Below are 18,289 nucleotides of genomic sequence, written 5' to 3' on the forward strand. Positions count from 1 at the left end.
AGCCGCGAAGCGGCGTCTCGAAGGATGGCCGCAGCGGGGCCTCGTGGTTCGAGACGCGCGAAGACGCGCTCCTCACCATGAGGGTCTACATCTCAGCGCCCGAGCTTGCGACGCCCGTTCCACCACAGCCCGAGATTCCAGCTCACGCAGGTCGCAAGCGCGAGGCTGAGCGCGATCGCCGAGCCGAGCTGAAGGGCTGCGACATGCAGCACGGCAATCGCAATGCCTAGTCCCATCAGGCCCCAGCCGCTGTTGGCGAGCACGGCCGCCGTCGGCCGTCCACCGATGCGCGGATGCAGGATTAGCATCATCGAGGTGAACACCACTGGAAACAGCGCGATGGTGCCGCTGACATAGGGGCCGACCCAGCGCGACAGCGTGACCACGGTTGCGACCAGCGTCGCGACCAATGAGGCGCGGAGCGGGATGTCGTACCAGCGGCGTGCGATCAGCGGCATCTTGACGTGACGGAAACGCTGCAACAGCGGCAGGCAGATCGCGTACGCGACCGCATTGGCGAGAAGTCCCCCGGCGAGCGACCAGTGAACGGTCCGCGCCAGCGCGACGAGCGCGGCCCAGACCATTACCGCGCAGGCGCAACTGACGAGTGCGCTGCGGCGCTGCGCCAGCAACACATACGTCAGCGCGAGAAAGATCGTGACGGCGTTGACCGGCAGGCTCGCCAGCGCGCCCTCGGCGATGAACGCCGCATTGTGATCGAGCGCGAGAAACACATAGGAAGGGCCGGCCGAAATCGGCAAGGTCGCGATCAGCGCGCCGATCACCGGCCCCGAGCGCTCGGTGATCACCGAGGCTGTGACCACGAACGCGGCCGTCACCGCCATGCGGAAGCCGAGCGTCAGGATAAAGGCGAGGTCGGGGGACATTTTTTCGTCGTCGTCATCCTGAGGGGCCGCGAAGCTATCTCCGACCTCATCCTGAGGAGCGGCGTCTTCGCCGCGTCTCGAAGGATGGCCGCGAGTCCCATGGCCTCGTGGTTCGAGACGCGCGGCCTTGCCGCGCTCCTCACCATGAGGGTCTAAGACCTCATGCTGAGAGGCTGAGAAACTATCTCCGACCTCATCCTGAGGTGCCCGCGCAACGCGCGGGCCTCGAAGGATGGGTCACGGTGCGTGGCCCTTCGAGGCTCGCCCAGCGGTGCAAGTGCACCGCAAGGCTCGCACCTCAGGGTGACGGCGCGGAGATTGCGGGCGTTGCTAACTCACACGCGATGCATCGACACCGAAACCTTCGGGCCGTTCTTGATGGTCTGGTAGACCACGCAATAGCGCTCGGTGAGTTTTAACAGGAGGTCGAGCTTGTCCTGCGGCGCGTCGGTATCTACATCGAAGCGCAGGCGAACTTCGGCGAAGCCGACCGGCGCCTCCTTGTCGACGCCGAGCGTGCCGCGGAAATCGAGATCGCCCTCGGCAGTGACGAGGCCGGCTTTCAGCGGCACTTCGATCGCGGTCGATACCGATTTTAACGTCACCCCGGCGCAGGCGACCAGGGCCTCCAGCAGCATGTCGCCGGAACACAACTCCAGCCCGGAGCCGCCCGAGGCGGGGTGCAGGCCTGCCACCGCCAGCGCGCGGCCGGTCTCGACCTTGCACGCGATGCCGTCGTTGTCGATCGAGCCTTTGGCTTTCAGGGTGATGATGGCGGCCTTGGGATCGGTTTTGTAGCGTTCCTTGATCGGGGCCTGGGTAGCGCGGAGTTGGGCGGCGTCCATTTTTTTGGTTCTCCAGCGTGGATTGCCTATCGCATGTACTGAAAGATGACGCCGCTGTCACGCCGAATGGGCGCTTCGCGGGCGCAGCATCGAAGCACACAAAAATGTGTACTTGTCCAATTAGTTAAATGGAAACGTCAGATGTTCCGTGACAGCGTCGGCGCCGTCCGATATCGGGTTAAGTGATGGACAGCGTCGTGACACAACCCCGATCCGAGGCCGACGATCGTTTCGATACCGCGCGGATTACCGCAGCCGTCGACGCGCTTGCCGAAAAGCACGTCGGGCGCGAGGACCTTTTTCGCGCCGCCACCGCGCAACTGCTAAAGGCCGAGTTGATCGCGGCGCGTGCCACCGCGCAAGCCGTGCTGCTGAAGGACCGGCACGGCCGGCGCTGCGCCGAACGATTGTGCTTCGTCCAGGACGAGATCATCCGCATCCTGTTCCAGGCCGCGACGCAGCATCTGTATCGGTCGCCGGTCCCCTCCGGTGCCGAGCGCATGGCGGTGGTCGCCACCGGCGGCTATGGCCGCGGCCTGATGGCGCCGGAATCCGACATCGATCTGTTGTTCATCCTGCCCTACAAGCAGACCGCCTGGGGCGAGCAGGTCGCCGAAGCGATTTTGTATTGCCTGTGGGACATGGGGTTGAAGGTCGGCCACGCCACCCGCTCGGTCGACGAATCGATCCGGCAGGCGCGCGGCGACATGACCATCCGCACCGCGATCCTGGAGACCAGGTTCCTCGCCGGCGACCAGCCGCTGTATAATGAGTTGGTGGCGCGGTTCGACAAGGAAGTCGTGCAGGGCACCGCTAACGAATTCGTCACCGCCAAACTCGCCGAGCGCGAGGAGCGCCACCGCCGCGCCGGGCAATCGCGCTATCTGGTCGAACCCAATGTCAAGGACGGCAAGGGCGGCTTGCGCGACCTGCACACGCTGTTCTGGATCGCGAAATACGTCTATCGCGTGCGCGAGACCGATGAGCTGCTGGAACGCGGCGTGTTCGACGCGCAGGAATACCGCACCTTCCGCCGCTGCGCCGATTTCCTGTGGTCGGTCCGCTGCAACATCCATTTCCTATCGGGACGCGCCGAAGAGCGGCTGTCGTTCGACATGCAGCGCGAGATCGCGATCCGGCTCGGCTATACCTCGCATCCCGGCATGCAGGATGTCGAACGCTTCATGAAGCACTATTTCCTGGTCGCCAAGGACGTCGGCGATCTCACCGCGATCCTGTGCGCCAAACTGGAAGATCAGCAGGCCAAGCCAGCGCCGGTGCTGAGCCGGATGATGGCGCGGCTGCGGCCCGGCATGAACCGGCGGCGGGTGCCCGGCAGCGACGACTTCATCGTCGACAACAACCGCATCAATCTCGCAGCCCCCGATGTCTTCAAGCACGATCCGGTCAACATGATCCGGATTTTTCGATTGGCGCAGAAGAACAATCTCGCCTTTCACCCCGACGCCATGCGCACGGTGACGCGGTCATTAAAACTGATCAATACGGAGCTGCGGGAAAATCCGGAAGCCAACCTTTTGTTCATGGAAATCCTGACATCGAACGACGCGGAAATCGTGCTGCGGCGCATGAACGAGACCGGCGTGCTCGGCCATTTCATCCGCGCCTTCGGCAAGATCGTCTCGATGATGCAGTTCAACATGTACCACCACTACACCGTGGACGAGCATCTGATCCGCTGCATCGGCTATCTGCAGGAGATCGAGCGCGGCGGCAATGACGAATTCATCGTTGCCAGCGACCTGATGCGCAAGATCCGCCCCGAGCACCGTTCGGTGATCTACATCGCCGTGCTGTTGCACGACATCGCCAAGGGTCGCCCCGAGGACCACTCGATCGCCGGGGCGAAAGTGGCGCGGCGGCTGTGTCCGCGGCTCGGCTTCAACACCGCCGATACCGAGCTGGTGGCATGGCTGATCGAGCAGCATCTGACGATGTCAACGGTGGCGCAATCGCGCGACCTCTCCGACCGCAAGACCATCGAGAATTTCGCGGCGGTCGTGCAATCGGTCGAGCAGATGAAGCTCTTGACGATCCTGACCACCGCCGATATCCGCGGCGTCGGTCCGGGGGTCTGGAACGGCTGGAAGGCGCAGCTGTTACGCACGCTGTACTACGAAACCGAGCCGGTGCTCACCGGCGGCTTCTCGGAAGTCAACCGCGCGCGGCGCATCGCGCTGGCGCAGGCGGAATTTGCCGCGGCGTTCACGGAATGGCCGGAGCAGGAGCTCAACGCCTATATCGCGCGGCACTATCCGGCATACTGGCTCAAGGTCGAACTGCCACGCAAACTTCGCCAGGCCCGCTTCATCCGCGCCAGCGAGCAGGCCGGCCACAAGCTCGCGATCAATGTCGGCTTCGACGAGGCGCGCGGCGTCACCGAACTGACGATTCTGGCGACCGACCATCCCTGGCTGCTGTCGATCATCGCGGGCGCCTGCGCGTCGGCCGGCGCCAACATCGTCGATGCGCAGATCTACACCACGACCGACGGCCGCGCGCTCGACACTATTGCCATCACCAGGGAATACGACCGCGACGAGGACGAGGGACGGCGCGCCACGCGGATCGGCGAGATGATCGAGGATGTGCTGGAAGGCAAATTGCGTCTGCCCGAAGTGGTGGCGCGCCGCTCCGTCAGCCGAAGCAAGGTACGCCCGTTCGTGGTCGAGCCTGAAGTCACTATCAACAACGCCTGGTCGGACCGCTACACCGTGATCGAGGTCTCGGGCCTCGACCGGCCGGGCTTGCTCTATCAACTGACCACCGCGATCTCGAAACTCAACCTCAACATCGCCTCCGCCCATGTCGCGACCTTCGGCGAGCGCGCCCGCGACGTGTTTTACGTTACCGACCTGTTGGGCGCGCAGATCAACGCGCCGACCCGGCAGGCCGCGATCAAGAGCGCGCTGATCCATTTGCTCGCCAACGACGATGCGGCCGCTGCGTGAGTAGCGCACTTCTCCCTCTCCCCGCTCTTTCGCGGGGAGAGGGCGTAGGCGGCCCACGGCCGCCGCTCTTAGTAGAAGAACGCCGATGCGAAGCATCGGCTATGGTGAGGGGCTCTCTCCACGAATACCGAATGCGCGGTTGGTCCCCCTCACCCGAAATTCGCTACCGCGAATTTCGACCTCTCCCCGCAAGCGGGGAGAGGTGAGCCGGACTCGGTGCGTGCGCTGATTCAACTCAAGAATTATCATGCTCTAGAATTTGGTGACCGGCTCCAGCGTCTCGCCGGTGCGTAGCGCACGCAGCGGCGCGGTATCGCAATAGACCACTTCCTCGATGATCTTGCCGGCCTTCAGACGGAATTTGTCGACGCCGCGCCAGCTGAAGCGCTGACCATTGACGATGCGCGTGGTCTGCCACTCCACGATCAAGACATCGCCGCGCGAGGTCCAGTCCAATAATTGCCAGACGAAATCAGGTGCGGCGGCGATCTGTACTTGGAGCAGGCGGTCAAGCTCACTTCCCTTGATCGTTCGACCCACCATCGGCGTATGTAAAAGTCCCTCCGGATGCCAAAGATCGAGAAAGGCCTTGCCGTCCCGCGCCGCCCAGGCGGCGGCGAAGCGCGTGACAAAATCCTGGATCTCTGCGTCGGTCATGGTTCGTCTCCGTGTTGGATGTGAGGGAGACGGTAGTGGCATTGCCGGGATCGGTCTGGCGATTTACGGACCTGACGTTTTAAAGATCGTCATTGCGAGGAGCCCTTGCGACGAAGCAATCCACCTTTCTATTTCTCGGCGCTGAAGATGGATTGCTTCGCTTCGCTCGCAATGACGGGGAGAGTTGGGGAAATTACGCCGCAACCGCACTGCCTCTCGCCACCTTCAACACCACGCCTTCGTGCTCAAGCAGCCATCGCTTGCGCGGGAGCCCGCCGCCATAGCCGGTCAGCGAACCATTGGCGCCGATCACGCGGTGACAGGGGACGACGACGCTGATCGGGTTGGAGCCGTTGGCATGGCCGACCGCGCGCACCGCCTGGGGCATGCCGAGCTGGGCGGCCAGCGCGCCATAGCTCGTCGTCGTACCGGGTGGGATCGCCGTCAGCGCGGTCCAGACCTTGCGCTGGAACGGGGTGCCGGCGAGCCGCCACTTTATCGTCTTAAGAGAATCGAGATCGCCCGCAAAATAGCTTCGCAACGCCGCCTTGACTTCTTCCGGAGCCGGTGCATCCCGCAGGATCGCCGCGCCATACTGCAGCCGCAGCAATTGGCGCAGACGTGCCTCATAATCCTCCCAGTCGAGCGCGCGCAATGCACCGTCGGCGTCGGTGACCAGCAGGGCTATCCCGATCGGCGTTTGCAGCCGGTCGAGACAAAATGTTTCAGGCGGCTTCGCGCTCATTGACTTTCCCCGACGCGGTTGGACGCGTAGTTCCCGCGGCCCACAAATGCAAGGCGGCATAGGCGCGCCACGGCCGCCACCGCTCGGCGCGTGACAACAGCTCAGTGGGCGACGGGCGGCTTCCATCAGCCGAAACCATCGCGCGCAGCAAGCCGATGTCGGCGGCGGGAAAGGCATCCGGTTCGCGCAATTCGCGCATCGCGATATATTGCGCGGTCCATTCGCCGATGCCCGGCAGCGAGCGCAGTTTTGCGATCGCTTCTTCCAGGCTCGCGCCGCGGCTGAAGATCGCGGGATCAGCGGAGATGGCCTGCGCCAGCGATGTCACCGCCATCGCCCGGGCATTCGGCATACCCAGCACGGCAACATCGGCTTTTGCGATGCGCGCGGGCGACGGGAATAGATGGCTGAGGCCCTCGCCATCCCTGGTCGCCGCCGGCAGCGGCACACCGTGCGCCTCCACCAGCCTGCCGAGCAATTTTGTCGCCGCGGGAACGGTGATCTGCTGACCGAAGATCGCGCGCACCGCAAGCTCAAATCCATCCCACGCGCCGGGCACACGCAAGCCCGGCCGTGCCGCGACCAGCGGCGCGAGCAATGAGTCGAGCGCGAGATGGGTCCCGATGGTATCGGGATCGGCGGCGAGATCGAACACCCGCCGCACCCGCGCGATGATCTGCGGCAGCGCCGCCATGTTCGGGAAGCGCACGGCGACGTTGACCCGGTTCTTGTCGGCGGGCGCGACGCTGATCACTCCGCAGTCATCGCCGATCGCGATGGTGCGCCGGTAGGTATTTTCCGAGACGACCTCGACGCCGGGAATGGCGCGCAGGCTGAGAAACGACAGCATCGCATCGAAGTCATAGGGCGGCCGATAGGGAAGACGCACCGACAGCGCGCCGGCTTCGCGTCTTGGCTTGTCGCGGATGCGCCGCAGTTTGGCAGGCGAGCGTCCGAACATCTCGAGGAAGGTCTCGTTGAAGCGGCGGACGCTGTTGAAGCCTGCGGCGAGCGCAACCTCGGCCATCGGCAATGAGGTCTCGTGGATCAATTGTTTGGCCAACAATATCCGCCTTGTCTGCGCCACCGCGATTGGGGAAGCCCCGACATGCTGGCGAAACAGCCGTCGCAATTGGCGCGCGCCGACGCCGAGCCGGTTGGCGAGCCCTTCGACGTCGGCCTCATCGAGGCCGCCGGCTTCGATCAGCGCGAGCGCACGCGACACAGTATTGGTGGTGCCGCGCCAGAACGCGAGATCGGGCGAGGTTTCCGGCCGGCAGCGCAGACAGGGACGGAAACCGGCCTCCTGGGCCGCCGCGGCGGAGGGATAGAACGAGGTGTTTTCGAATTTTGGGGTGCGCGCGGGGCAGATCGGCCGGCAATAGATTCCGGTGGTCTTGACGCCGACGAACAGCCTGCCGTCGAAGCGGGCGTCGCGGGTCGAAATCGCGCGGTAGCAGGCAATGCGGTCCATATCCATGGTTCAAATCATGGTCCTTTGGCGCACGCTTGTCTCGCGGTTTTCGGACATCATTCAGCTCTGAAAAATCAGGCAGGTGGTCGTGCCGTGGGCGAGCAGGCGCCCCTGGCCATCGATGACGCGACCCTCGGCGGTGCCAACCCGCCGGCCGCGGCTCAGCACAACACCCTCCGCCCTGATCATCCCGGTCTCAGGCGTGATCGGCCGCAGCAGCGAAATCTTGAACTCGAGCGTGGTCTGCCCGACGCCTTTCTCAAGCGTGGACTGGATAGCCAGTCCCATGCAGCTGTCGAGCAGCGTAGCCGTCAGACCACCGTGCACGGTGCCCGCAGGATTGAGATGATTGTCGCCGGGCTCGGCGGTGACGACGACGCGCCCGTTCACCGCCTCGGTCACGTCATAGCCCAGGGTCTTTGCGATCGTATTGAGCGGCAACGTCCCGTCGACGAGCCCCTGGACGAATTCCAGGCCGCTCATCTCTTTCTGCCTGTCGGCGCTGACGGTCCCGTAGGTCTTGCCGGCGATGTCCATGATGGAAACATCGTCGATTGCCCCGCGTCTGTCTCGCGGTTTTCGGACGCGGTCATTTTCGGCCGAGTGAGGCCCGTGAAGCGCAGGCGCTAGGCCGGAATCTCGCCAAACGTCTTGCCGAGGGCGAGCGGCGCAAGGCGGATCAGCCGGGAGTCCTTCACTGCGGCCTGGCGATGTTTCACGGCTTCGCGGTAGAGCGGATCGCGGATCATTTCGACGAAGGCAGAGACGCTTGGGTATTCCGCGATGAAGCAATGATCCCAGCGCTCGTCGGCGGGGCCGATCAACATCAACTCGAACCGGCCCTGCCACACGATCTTGCCGCCGAGCCTAGAAAACACCGGCCCGCTGTCGCGGCCGTAGGCGGCATAGGCTTCCGCACCGGTGGCGCTACGCCCGTCGGGATAGGCGGCGCGGTCGTTCAGCCGCACCAGATTAAGCATGTGGATCGGGCCTTCGCGGTTATTGTCGCGAAATGCCGCAAACACTTCCTTGGTCGGATCGATATGGCCTGTCATGATTTTTCCTCGCCTTCGCCGCTGACCGTCACACCTTGCGCGGCCACGTGCTACTAGAGTGATCGAGATACTCTCGATGCATCTAGGGGGAGGGCCCAATGAACGCAATCGCCAATCTATTGGTGGCGCTGGTCGCCGTGCTGCACCTCTATTTTCTGACTTTGGAAATGTTTCTCTGGACCAAGCCGCTCGGCCTCAAGACGTTTCATAACACGCCCGAGAAGGCCGCCGATTCCGCGGTGCTGGCCGCCAATCAGGGGCTTTATAACGGCTTTCTGGCCGCCGGGCTCATTTGGGGACTGCTGCACGGCGCGCCCGCCTTCGCGTTCCAGATCAAGGTCTTCTTTCTGCTGTGCGTGATCGTCGCCGGCGTCTATGGCGCCGCAACTGTCAGCCGTCGGATTCTTTACGTGCAGGCGGCGCCGGCTGCGCTCGCGCTGATCCTGCTCTGGCTGGCGTGAGCCGTTCCCCCCGGGCGGCATCGTCTTGCATTGCCCCAACCCTTCCTCCACACTCCGAGCCAACGATGGCGTCCGCCAAACCGGATAGAATCATCGGCAACATATGGGAGAAGCGATATGAGGAACGGACTTTTTCGTCTGATCGCCGGCACAGTCGTCGCGATCGCGCTGTCGGCATCGTCCGCTTACGCGCAGAAGAAATACGATACCGGCGCCACCGATACCGAGATCAAGATCGGCCAGACCGTGCCGTTCTCGGGCCCCGCCTCCGCCTATGCCGGCATCGGCAAGACCCAGGCCGCCTATCTCAAGATGATCAACGACCAGGGCGGCATCAATGGCCGCATGCTCAATCTGATCCAGTATGACGATTCCTATTCGCCGCCCAAAGCTGTCGAGCAGGTGCGCAAATTGGTCGAAGGCGACGAGGTGCTGTTCACCTTCCAGATCATCGGCACACCGTCGAACGCCGCCGTGCAAAAATACCTCAACGCCAAGAAAGTGCCGCAGCTGCTCGCCTCCACCGGCGCGTCGCGCTTCTCGGATTGGAAAACCGCGCCCTGGACGATTGCGTTCAATCCCAACTACCAGTCCGAGGGGCGGATTTACGCAAAGTATATTCTGCAAAATTATCCCAACGCCAAGATCGGCATCCTCTACCAGAATGATGATCTCGGCCGCGACTACATCACCGGCCTCAAAAGCGGCCTCGGCGACAAGGCCGCGACGATGATCATCGGCGAAGTGTCCTACGAATTGACCGACCCGACCATCGATTCGCAAATCGTCAAATTGAAATCGCTCGGCGCCGATCTGCTCTACGACGCCTCGACGCCGAAATTCGCGGCGCAGGCGATCAAGAAGGTTGCCGACCTCGCCTGGAAGCCGGTCCACATCCTCGACATCAATGCGAGCCCGGTATCGGCGACACTCAAGCCGGCGGGTCTCGATATCTCCAAGGACATCATCTCCACCAATTACGGCAAGGACCCCGGCGATCCCCAATGGAAGGACGACGCCGGCTTGAAAGCCTATTTCGCCTTCATGGACAAATATTACCCGGAGGGCGACAAGCTCAACACCGTCAACACCTACGGCTATTCGACCGCGGAATTATTGGTGCACATCCTGCGCCAGTGCGGCGACGACCTGACCCGCGAAAACGTCATGCGGCAGGCGACCAGCATCAGGAACTTCACGCCCAGCCTGGCGCTGCCCGGCATGACCATCAATACCTCGCCGACGGATTACCGCCTCAACAAGCAGATGCAGATGATGAAGTTCAATGGCGAACGTTGGGAGCTGTTCGGCCCGATCATCGAGGATACCGGCCCGTCGGGTTAGCTGGCGGTGCGGGGCTCTATCCTTCGAGACGCCGCGCAAGAGCGCGGCTCCTCAGGATGAGGTCTAAGACCCTCATGGTGAGGAGCGCGGCAACGCCGCGCGTCTCGAACCACGAGGCCACGCTAGGGACTTGATTGACCCCAACCGGATCACCCCGCTGGCTGCCCTGAAATCGTTCACCTTTTCAGGGCGCCTTGCCTTGCAATGGCGCATCGGTTCCTCCACACTCGCGGGCAGCGATGACGTCTGCCAGAGGGCTGAAAGCCCTCCGGACAAGATCATCGGCACAATCACAACACATGAGGAAATCAGCACTATGAGGAACGGCATTTTTCATCTGGTCACCGGGACGGCGGTTGCCATCGCGCTGTCGGCAGCGCCTGCTTTGGCGCAGAAGAAATACGACACCGGCGCCACCGATACCGAAATCAAGATCGGCCAGACCGCGCCGTTCTCAGGACCTGCTTCCGCCTACGCCACCATCAGCAAGACCCAGGCGGCCTATTTCAAGATGATCAACGATCAGGGCGGCATCAACGGCCGCAAGATCAACCTGATCCAATATGACGATGCCTATAGTCCGCCTAAAGCCGTCGAGCAGGTGCGCAAACTGGTCGAAAGCGACGAGGTCTTGCTGACGTTCCAGTTGATCGGCACCCCCTCCAACGCCGCCGTGCAGAAATACCTCAACGCCAAGAAGGTCCCGCAACTATTCGCCGCCACCGGCGCCTCCAAGTTCACCGATCCCAAGAATTTCCCCTGGACCATGGGGTTCAACCCGAACTATTTCGTCGAGGGACGCATCTACGGCCAATACATCCTCAAACAATATCCGGACGCCAAGGTCGGCATCCTCTACCAGAATGACGATCTGGGTAAGGACTACCTGAACGGCATCAAGGCCGGCCTCGGCGACAAGGCGCAAACCATGGTGGTGGCGGAAGCCTCCTATGAGGTCTCCGATCCGACCATCGATTCGCAGATCCTGAAATTGAAGTCCGCCGGCGCGGACCTGTTCTTCAGCGCATCGACGCCGAAATTCGCGGCGCAGGCGATCAAGAAGAATTTTGAGCTTGGCTGGAAGCCGGTACACATCCTCGACATCAACGCCACCTCGGTCGGTGCGACGATGCAGCCGGCGGGGCTGGAAGCCTCGAAGGGCGTGATCAGCGTCAACTACGGTAAGGATCCGCTCGATCCGAGCTGGAAGGACGACGCCGGTATGAAGAAATATTTCGAGTTCATGGCGAAGTATTATCCGGAAGGGGACAAGAATTCGAACTTCAACACCTATGGCTACTCGACGGCGCAGTTGATGGCCCACGTGCTGCAGCAATGCGGCGACGACCTGACCCGCGAGAACGTCATGAAACAGGCGACCTCGCTCAAGAACGTCGTACTCGATCTGGCGCTGCCGGGAATCCTCGCCAATACCACGCCGACCGATTACCGGGTCAACAAGCAGCTGCAGATGATGAAGTTCAACGGCGAGCGCTGGGAATTGTTCGGTCCGATCATCGAGGACACCGGCGCGGCCGGGTGATTGCTTCCACTCTCACCGCGTCATGCCCGGGCTTGTCCCACGGGTGTCTGGCACGGTCTGTGCTTATCATGCCGCCTTCTCCATGGCGGCATCCACACGAATATGGCTGCGCCGTTGCGCCGCACGGGTTGCGTGTGGTCCGAAGTCAAATCTGGACTGTTGTGGCTCGGGGGGTGGCGTAGCTTGGAGAAGCTCAGCGATCGCGCGCCGATGCATCAGGTTTGTTCGCAGGAGCCTTGCGAAGGCGAGCGGGCCGGTCACGATCCTGTTGGCGTCGTGAGCCAGCCGCAGCAGCAGGAAGGCGATCAGCGCGACAGTGATCTGAATGCGAACGGCGTTTTCGGAGGTTCCCAAGAAGTGGCCGATCTTCAAGGTCTGTTTGACCCATCGAAAGAACAACTCGATGGCCCATCGCCGCTTGTACAAATCGGCGATTTCTTGCGCGCTTGCCTCCAGGTCATTGGTGAAGATGCGCAGCACCTTGCCGGTCTCGATCATGACGCGAATTTCACGGACGAGACCCGCCATCGGGTTTTGACGCGACGCGGCGAGCCGTTTGGGAAGATACCCGGTCCGATCGCTGAGGATCGACGATCCCGGCGACACCGGCCGATCCTCGACGACGGTGAAAGGCGTGTTGGACTTCAGGCGCGTGACAATGCGGCAACCCGCCTGATCAAGCTCCGCCCACCAACCATAATCGTAATAGCCGAGGTCAAAAACGTAAGTCGCTCCCGCCTCGATTGGCATCTCCTTGGCGGCCGTGATGTCGTTGACGTTCGACGGTGTCACCATCAGGTACAGCGGTTGATCGGCATCCGGATCGTAGATGATGTGCGCTTTGGCGCCGCAAACTCCCGCCGAAAACGTCGCCCAATCGCCGCTCAGGCTGCTCAGCTGCACGCTGGTCGAATCAATCAGCCGAACGCAATCGCCGATCTTCCGCCGATAGCCGGCCTGCAACTGCGCCATCAGGGCCGAAAGCAGGCCTGCGAAGACCTCCACAGGACGCGAAGCATTGGCGGTCGAGAGCGCCGATCTCGATATGGTGCGGCCGCCGAGATGGTAAAGCTTGCCGGCGTGGCTTTGCAGGTTCGTTTCAATCTCGCGCAGGCTCCGCGCGCCGCAAAACTGCGCATACAGCATCGCGATCAAATGAGCCCTGGTCTTGACGACACGGCCATCCCAGTCGGCATTGTACTGATCCACAAGCCGATCGAGCATCGACCACGGAATATGCTTCAGAAGCCCATGAAAAACGATATTCTGATGCCGCACGGCGTTGATCCCTTTTCGTGTCCAGATGATTCGCAACCAGCTGGAAACGAGTAGAATCAATGCCGTGCGCTCCTTCAAGCATGGACCGTGCCAGACACCCGTGGGCTTGTCCCGGGCATCCACGTCTTAGCCGCTACCGAGAACGAAAGACGTGGATGGCCGGGACGACGCCCGGCCATGACGGGGAGAGATTTTCGTGTCCACGGTAGGGTTAAGCGTGTCTGAAACCCCGTATTATCAGGCACTTCCGCAATCGCCGCCACGTCTCCATTAACCATCGTTTAACACCGCTTTAAACCCCGCCCGCTACTGTGCCGCATCTGACGATGTGGACGTTTTGCGGATGGCGTGGGGACGGAAAAAGAGCAGCGGACGCAAGGAGCCGCTATTCGGGCTCCCTGCTGCGCTGTCGGAATTGCGCCTCAGCCCGCAGGATCGCATCCCCTCGCCCGTCGACGAGAAGCCGAAGAAGTCTCCCAAGCGCAGAAACGAAGACAGCGACGACGACGCCCCGCGTGAACGCAAGCCGCGCGTGACAAAGAGCGGCAGCAAGCGGCGGTCCAAGGGACGGGCGCGCGGCGGCCTGTTGCGGCTGGTCTATTGGGGCGCGGTGCTCGGCCTATGGGGCGTGATCGCGGCCGTCGGCGTCGTGGTCTGGGTCGGCGCGCATCTGCCGGCGATCCAGTCGCTCGAAATCCCGAAACGGCCGCCGACCATCCAGATCACCGGCGCCGACGGCAGCGTGCTGGCGACGCGCGGCGAGATGGCCGGCGCCAATGTCTCATTGAAGGATCTGCCACCCTATCTGCCGAAGGCGTTCATCGCCATCGAAGACCGCCGGTTCTATTCGCATTACGGCGTCGATCCCTTGGGCATTTTGCGCGCGGCGATCACGAACGTTCTGCATCGCAGCGTCTCGCAGGGCGGCTCGACGTTGACCCAGCAGCTTGCGAAAAACCTGTTCCTGACCCAGGAACGCACGCTGCAGCGAAAACTGCAGGAAGTCGAACTCGCGCTCTGGCTCGAACGAAAACATTCCAAATCGGAAATCCTCGAACTCTACCTCAACCGCGTCTATTTCGGCTCCGGCGCCTACGGCGTCGAGGCGGCGTCGCAGCGTTATTTCGGCAAGTCCGCCAGGAACGTCACGGTTGCGGAGGCCGCGATGCTGGCGGGCCTCGTCAAATCGCCGTCGCGGCTGGCGCCGAACCGCAACCCCGAAGGCGCCGAGCAGCGCGCCCAGATCGTCCTGACCGCGATGGCGGACGCCAAATTCATCACCGAGGCCCAGGCCCGGGCCTCGATCGGCCATCCCTCCTACAACGTCAAACCGGCGGGCGCCGGCACCGTGAATTATGTCGCCGACTGGATCGGCGAAGTGCTGGACGATCTGATCGGCCAGATCGATCAGAACATCGTGGTCGAAACGACGATCGACCCGAAACTGCAGGCGGTTGCCGAGGCCGCCGTGATCGACGAACTGGCGGCGAAGAGTGTAAAATTCAATGTCAGCCAGGGCGCGCTGGTGGCGATGAGCCCGGATGGCGCGGTGCGCGCCATGGTCGGCGGGCGTAATTACGCCGAGAGCCAGTATAACCGCGCGGTCACCGCCAAACGTCAGCCGGGCTCGGCGTTCAAGCCGTTCGTCTATCTGACCGCGATCGAATCCGGCCTGACGCCGGAGACGGTCCGCCAGGATGCGCCGCTCGACGTCAAGGGCTGGAAGCCGGAGAATTACAGCCACGAGTATTTTGGCCCGGTGACGCTGACGCAGGCCTTGGCGATGTCGCTCAACACCGTCGCGGTGCGGCTCGGGCTGGAAGTCGGCCCGAAAAACGTGGTGCGGACCGCGCATCGGCTGGGCATTTCCTCAAAACTCGACGCCAACGCCTCGATCGCGCTCGGCACATCGGAGGTCTCGCTCACCGAACTGGTCGGCGCCTATGCGCCGTTCGCCAATGGCGGCCTCGGCGTCTCGCCGCATGTCGTCACAAAAATCCGCACCGATTCGGGCAAATTGCTTTATGCGCGGCAGCCGGACCAACTCGGCCAGGTGATCGAACCGCGCAATGTCGCGATGATGAACACCATGATGCAGGAGACGCTGCTCAGTGGCACCGCGCACAAAGCGGAGCTTCCGGGCTGGATGGCCGCCGGCAAGACCGGCACCAGCCAGGATTTCCGCGATGCCTGGTTCATCGGTTACACCGCCAATCTCGTCACCGGCGTCTGGCTCGGCAATGACGACAATTCACCGACCAAGAAGGCGACCGGCGGCGGCTTGCCGGTCGAAGTCTGGACCCGTTTTATGAAAGCGGCCCATCAAGGCGTCGCGGCAGTGCCGTTGCCGGCCTCGCAACCTAGCGGCCTGTTTTCGACCGTCGCGCAGGCGATGCCGCAAGCAGGCGCACCCGTTGCCAGCGCGCCGTCGCCCGGAAACACCTCAGGCCGTTCGGCACCGACACGAACTTCGGTGCGTCCGGAACCAGCGGCCGGCCTCGATGGCTGGCTGATGGATCGGCTGTTCGGGCGGTAGAACCCTAGCTTGCGTACATCCTCTTCACGAGACCTTGTCGGCTTATCTGAAGCAGCCGCCAAGTCAGCGCCGGCCAACTCCGCGGGTGTTCCAACTGCTCCAGCTGACACTGGCGAGACTTTGAAGATCGGTTGCGACAGGCCGCTTGGTTTGCCTTTCGTGGGCAGCGATTGATCGTTGAGATTCCGCGATCTTTCGCTTCAGCTTGGCTATGGTTTTTTGCGTTTCGCCGCTCGAACCGACCATATCGCCGATTCTGAACCGAGCAATTTCGAGGGTCTTCAGGGCCTCACGGTTCTTCCTGAGTTGGGCCCTGTGCCAAGCTATGTTGCTATTGCTGTCAGCAATCATCTAGCAACCGCCGCGATCGGTCTTTCGATTGCATTGGGCACTTCAATATCGACTTCGAGCGTCGATACATGTTTGCCCCTTTCCATCCTGACGACGACCTTTTCCGGATCAAGCACGACATGCCGTGAGACCACGGCAAGGATCTCGGCCCGCAACAGCCCCAACAATTCAGGCTGGCCGCGCAAACCGCGTTCATGCGCCAGGAGTATCTGCAACCGTTCCCGTGCAACGGGCGCGGTGGAATTGCGGCCCCTCATGAGCCGCAGCAGGTTCATCATGCGGCCCTCCTTCGAAGTAACCGGTTCATCAAGCCTTTGCGTTCGGCCGGCACCACCATGTTGACAGTTTCACCCATCAGACGACGCACCGCGTCGATATAGGCGCGGGCCGGCGCGCTGGCGGCGTTGTTCAGCGTCACCGGCGATCCGACGTTCGATGCCTTCAAAACATCCTGGCTCTCAGGAATGATGCCAAGCAGCGGCGTCGCAAGGATTTCAAGAATATCCTCGATACTGAGCATTTCCCCACGTGCTGCGCGCGCCGAGTCATATCGGGTTATCAGCACATGCTTCTCGACCCGCTCGCCTCTCTCCGCCTTCACGGTCTTTGAATCAAGCATTCCGATGATGCGGTCGGAGTCGCGTACCGAGGAGACTTCGGGATTGGTGACGATGACGGCCTCGTCCGCATAGCGCATCGCAAGCGTCGCGCCCCGCTCGATGCCCGCCGGACTGTCGCAAAGAATCCAGTCAAAGTTGGTTCGCAGGTCGGCGATAATCCTCCCGACACCCTCGTCCGTCAGGGCGTCCTTGTCCCTGGTCTGGGATGCCGGAAGCAGCCATAAATTCTCCAGCCGCTTGTCGCGAATGAGAGCCTGGGAGAGCTTTGCAACGCCCTGCACCACGTTGATGAGGTCGAACACGACCCGTCGTTCCGCTCCCATGACAAGATCGAGGTTGCGCAGACCGACGTCGAAGTCGATGACCGCCACTTTTTCGCCCATTTGCGCGAGCGCCGCACCGAGCGCGGCTGTGGAAGTTGTCTTTCCGACGCCGCCTTTTCCAGACGTCACGACCAAGACTTTGGCCATTCTTCTCCTCCTTTGCCGATTAATTCAGCGGTGTAATTTTCATGATGTTACCCTCAAGCCACGCCTGAGCCGGCCGATTGCGCAGGGTGGCACTTATATCCTCAGCAGTCTGGTAGTAGCCGTCGATTGCCAGGAGCTCGGCCTCGATTTTCTGACAAAAAATCCGCGCGCCTGGGTTGCCGTTGACTCCCGCCATTGCACGGCCGCGGAGCGCTCCGTAGACATGAATAGACCCTCCAGCAACAATCTCCGCACCGGAACCGACCGAACCCAGCACAGTCACGTCGCCTTCGGCAAAAACAACCGACTGCCCGGAGCGCACCGGGCTTTCGAGCAGAAGGGATGTTGGTTTCGGTTTGGCCTCAGGCTTTTTCGGTTCGTTCTGCACAAGCACAGTGGGGCGTCCGCCCGTCAGCAAAGGTGGCATGCTCGTCGTGAGATGGGCGGCGTCCACACCTTCGATGCCGAGGACACGAATATTCCGTTGTTCCAGGCTTGTGACGAGGTGCGCGATAGCGGATTGGCTCAGGTCCACGGCAGACAGGTCAAGCACGACCGGCTTGCCGACAAAAAAGCCCGGCGACCGGGCGAGCATTGCGTCTATTTCTTCGAGCCAGCCTACGATCGGAACGACGGGCGCAAATACAAAGGCAACGTAAGAGCGGCCTCGCATCCGAAGCAGTTGTCGTGTTGGCGCTACAGAAGCGTCCATTGCGGTCGACTCGCCTTTGTTATTGAATGGTTAAGGATGGGCGGTCTAGGTTAACCATTGGTTAACAGTGCCAGTCGCTGGCTGTCATGATTTTCGACCGGCGCTTCGGCCTTGTCCGTCACCCGCGGGCGCCGGCGGCCGGTCGGCGCCGACGCGAACCTCGGTGCGTCCGGAAGCAGCGGCCGGCTTCGACGGCTGGCTGATGGATCGGCTGTTCGGGCGATAGAGGCGGCGGATCAGCGCGAACACCTCCCCGAGTCGTCCCCGCAAAAGCGGGGGACCCATACGCCGCGGCCCATCGGTTTGGGCAACGCGGTAGACGCCCTCTATAAACAACAA

General features: G+C 62.2%; 15 protein-coding genes and 1 pseudogene. 5 read left to right on the plus strand and 11 right to left on the minus strand.

Annotation, left to right across the window (positions count from 1 at the left end; all coding sequences use genetic code 11):
- Nucleotides 1-92 precede the first annotated feature (92 nt).
- Both B5526_RS17530 and B5526_RS17535 read right to left on the minus strand, forming a co-directional pair.
- On the minus strand, nt 93-887 hold the full coding sequence (locus B5526_RS17530; protein ID WP_079539951.1) for a hypothetical protein: 795 nt from the start codon (nt 885-887) through the stop codon (nt 93-95).
- A 335-nt stretch (nt 888-1,222) separates the two neighbouring features.
- On the minus strand, nt 1,223-1,732 hold the full coding sequence (locus B5526_RS17535) for an OsmC family protein (protein ID WP_079539953.1): 510 nt from the start codon (nt 1,730-1,732) through the stop codon (nt 1,223-1,225).
- A gap of 185 nt (nt 1,733-1,917) precedes the next feature.
- Here B5526_RS17535 and B5526_RS17540 point away from each other — a divergent pair, with 185 nt between their 5' ends.
- Complete coding sequence (locus B5526_RS17540; protein ID WP_079539955.1) at nt 1,918-4,704, plus strand: [protein-PII] uridylyltransferase; 2,787 nt, start codon at nt 1,918-1,920, stop codon at nt 4,702-4,704.
- Between the two features lie 252 nt (nt 4,705-4,956).
- Here B5526_RS17540 and B5526_RS17545 read toward each other — a convergent pair whose 3' ends face one another.
- From B5526_RS17545 to B5526_RS17565, 5 genes are all read right to left on the minus strand, one after another.
- Nucleotides 4,957-5,361 carry a nuclear transport factor 2 family protein gene (locus tag B5526_RS17545; RefSeq protein ID WP_172842063.1) on the minus strand — a complete coding sequence of 135 codons (405 nt, stop codon included), beginning with the start codon at nt 5,359-5,361 and terminating at the stop codon, nt 4,957-4,959.
- 193 nt (nt 5,362-5,554) lie between these two features.
- Nucleotides 5,555-6,106 (minus strand): methylated-DNA--[protein]-cysteine S-methyltransferase, encoded by a 552-nt coding sequence (locus B5526_RS17550; RefSeq protein ID WP_079539959.1) that lies wholly within the window; start codon nt 6,104-6,106, stop codon nt 5,555-5,557.
- Nucleotides 6,087-7,586, minus strand: coding sequence for an AlkA N-terminal domain-containing protein (locus B5526_RS39595; protein ID WP_079539961.1), 1,500 nt, complete (start codon nt 7,584-7,586; stop codon nt 6,087-6,089). The genes B5526_RS17550 and B5526_RS39595 overlap by 20 nt, the downstream gene beginning before the upstream one ends.
- A 54-nt stretch (nt 7,587-7,640) precedes the next feature.
- The gene (locus B5526_RS17560) at nt 7,641-8,117 is read right to left on the minus strand and encodes a PaaI family thioesterase (RefSeq protein WP_079539964.1); all 477 of its coding nucleotides are present in this window, start codon (nt 8,115-8,117) and stop codon (nt 7,641-7,643) included.
- Nucleotides 8,118-8,206: 89 nt separating this feature from the next.
- A complete protein-coding gene (locus B5526_RS17565) occupies nt 8,207-8,635 on the minus strand; it encodes a DUF1330 domain-containing protein (protein ID WP_079539966.1) in 429 nt (142 codons plus the stop codon).
- A 98-nt stretch (nt 8,636-8,733) separates the two neighbouring features.
- On the opposite strand from B5526_RS17565, the gene B5526_RS17570 reads away from it, so the two are divergent.
- The 3 genes from B5526_RS17570 to B5526_RS17580 all read left to right on the plus strand — a co-directional run bounded on the left by B5526_RS17570 (nt 8,734) and on the right by B5526_RS17580 (nt 11,983).
- On the plus strand, nt 8,734-9,096 hold the full coding sequence (locus B5526_RS17570) for a DUF1304 domain-containing protein (protein WP_079539968.1): 363 nt from the start codon (nt 8,734-8,736) through the stop codon (nt 9,094-9,096).
- A 117-nt stretch (nt 9,097-9,213) separates the two neighbouring features.
- Nucleotides 9,214-10,440, plus strand: coding sequence for an ABC transporter substrate-binding protein (locus B5526_RS17575; protein WP_079539970.1), 1,227 nt, complete (start codon nt 9,214-9,216; stop codon nt 10,438-10,440).
- Between the two features lie 316 nt (nt 10,441-10,756).
- Nucleotides 10,757-11,983, plus strand: a complete 1,227-nt coding sequence (locus tag B5526_RS17580; RefSeq protein ID WP_079545076.1) for an ABC transporter substrate-binding protein — start codon at nt 10,757-10,759, stop codon at nt 11,981-11,983.
- Between the two features lie 156 nt (nt 11,984-12,139).
- Here the strand turns inward: B5526_RS17580 and B5526_RS17585 are convergent.
- Nucleotides 12,140-13,261, minus strand: a pseudogene (locus tag B5526_RS17585) (IS4 family transposase); the annotation flags it as partial.
- A 343-nt stretch (nt 13,262-13,604) separates the two neighbouring features.
- Between B5526_RS17585 and B5526_RS17590 the strand changes: the two are divergent.
- Nucleotides 13,605-15,797 (plus strand): transglycosylase domain-containing protein, encoded by a 2,193-nt coding sequence (locus B5526_RS17590; protein ID WP_079539972.1) that lies wholly within the window; start codon nt 13,605-13,607, stop codon nt 15,795-15,797.
- 347 nt (nt 15,798-16,144) lie between these two features.
- Here B5526_RS17590 and minE read toward each other — a convergent pair whose 3' ends face one another.
- Genes minE through minC form a run of 3 tightly spaced genes read right to left on the minus strand, consistent with a single transcriptional unit; the run spans nt 16,145 to nt 17,950 of the window.
- Nucleotides 16,145-16,423, minus strand: coding sequence for a cell division topological specificity factor MinE (gene minE, locus B5526_RS17600; protein ID WP_079545077.1), 279 nt, complete (start codon nt 16,421-16,423; stop codon nt 16,145-16,147).
- Nucleotides 16,423-17,238: a septum site-determining protein MinD gene (minD, locus tag B5526_RS17605; protein WP_079539976.1), complete on the minus strand. Its 816-nt coding sequence runs from the start codon at nt 17,236-17,238 to the stop codon at nt 16,423-16,425. The genes minE and minD overlap by 1 nt, the downstream gene beginning before the upstream one ends.
- Before the next feature lie 19 nt (nt 17,239-17,257).
- On the minus strand, nt 17,258-17,950 hold the full coding sequence (gene minC / locus B5526_RS17610; RefSeq protein ID WP_079539979.1) for a septum site-determining protein MinC: 693 nt from the start codon (nt 17,948-17,950) through the stop codon (nt 17,258-17,260).
- Nucleotides 17,951-18,289: the final 339 nt, after the last annotated feature.

Origin of the sequence: Bradyrhizobium lablabi, assembly GCF_900141755.1 — a bacterium.
Classification (GTDB): Bacteria; Pseudomonadota; Alphaproteobacteria; order Rhizobiales; family Xanthobacteraceae; genus Bradyrhizobium; species Bradyrhizobium lablabi_A.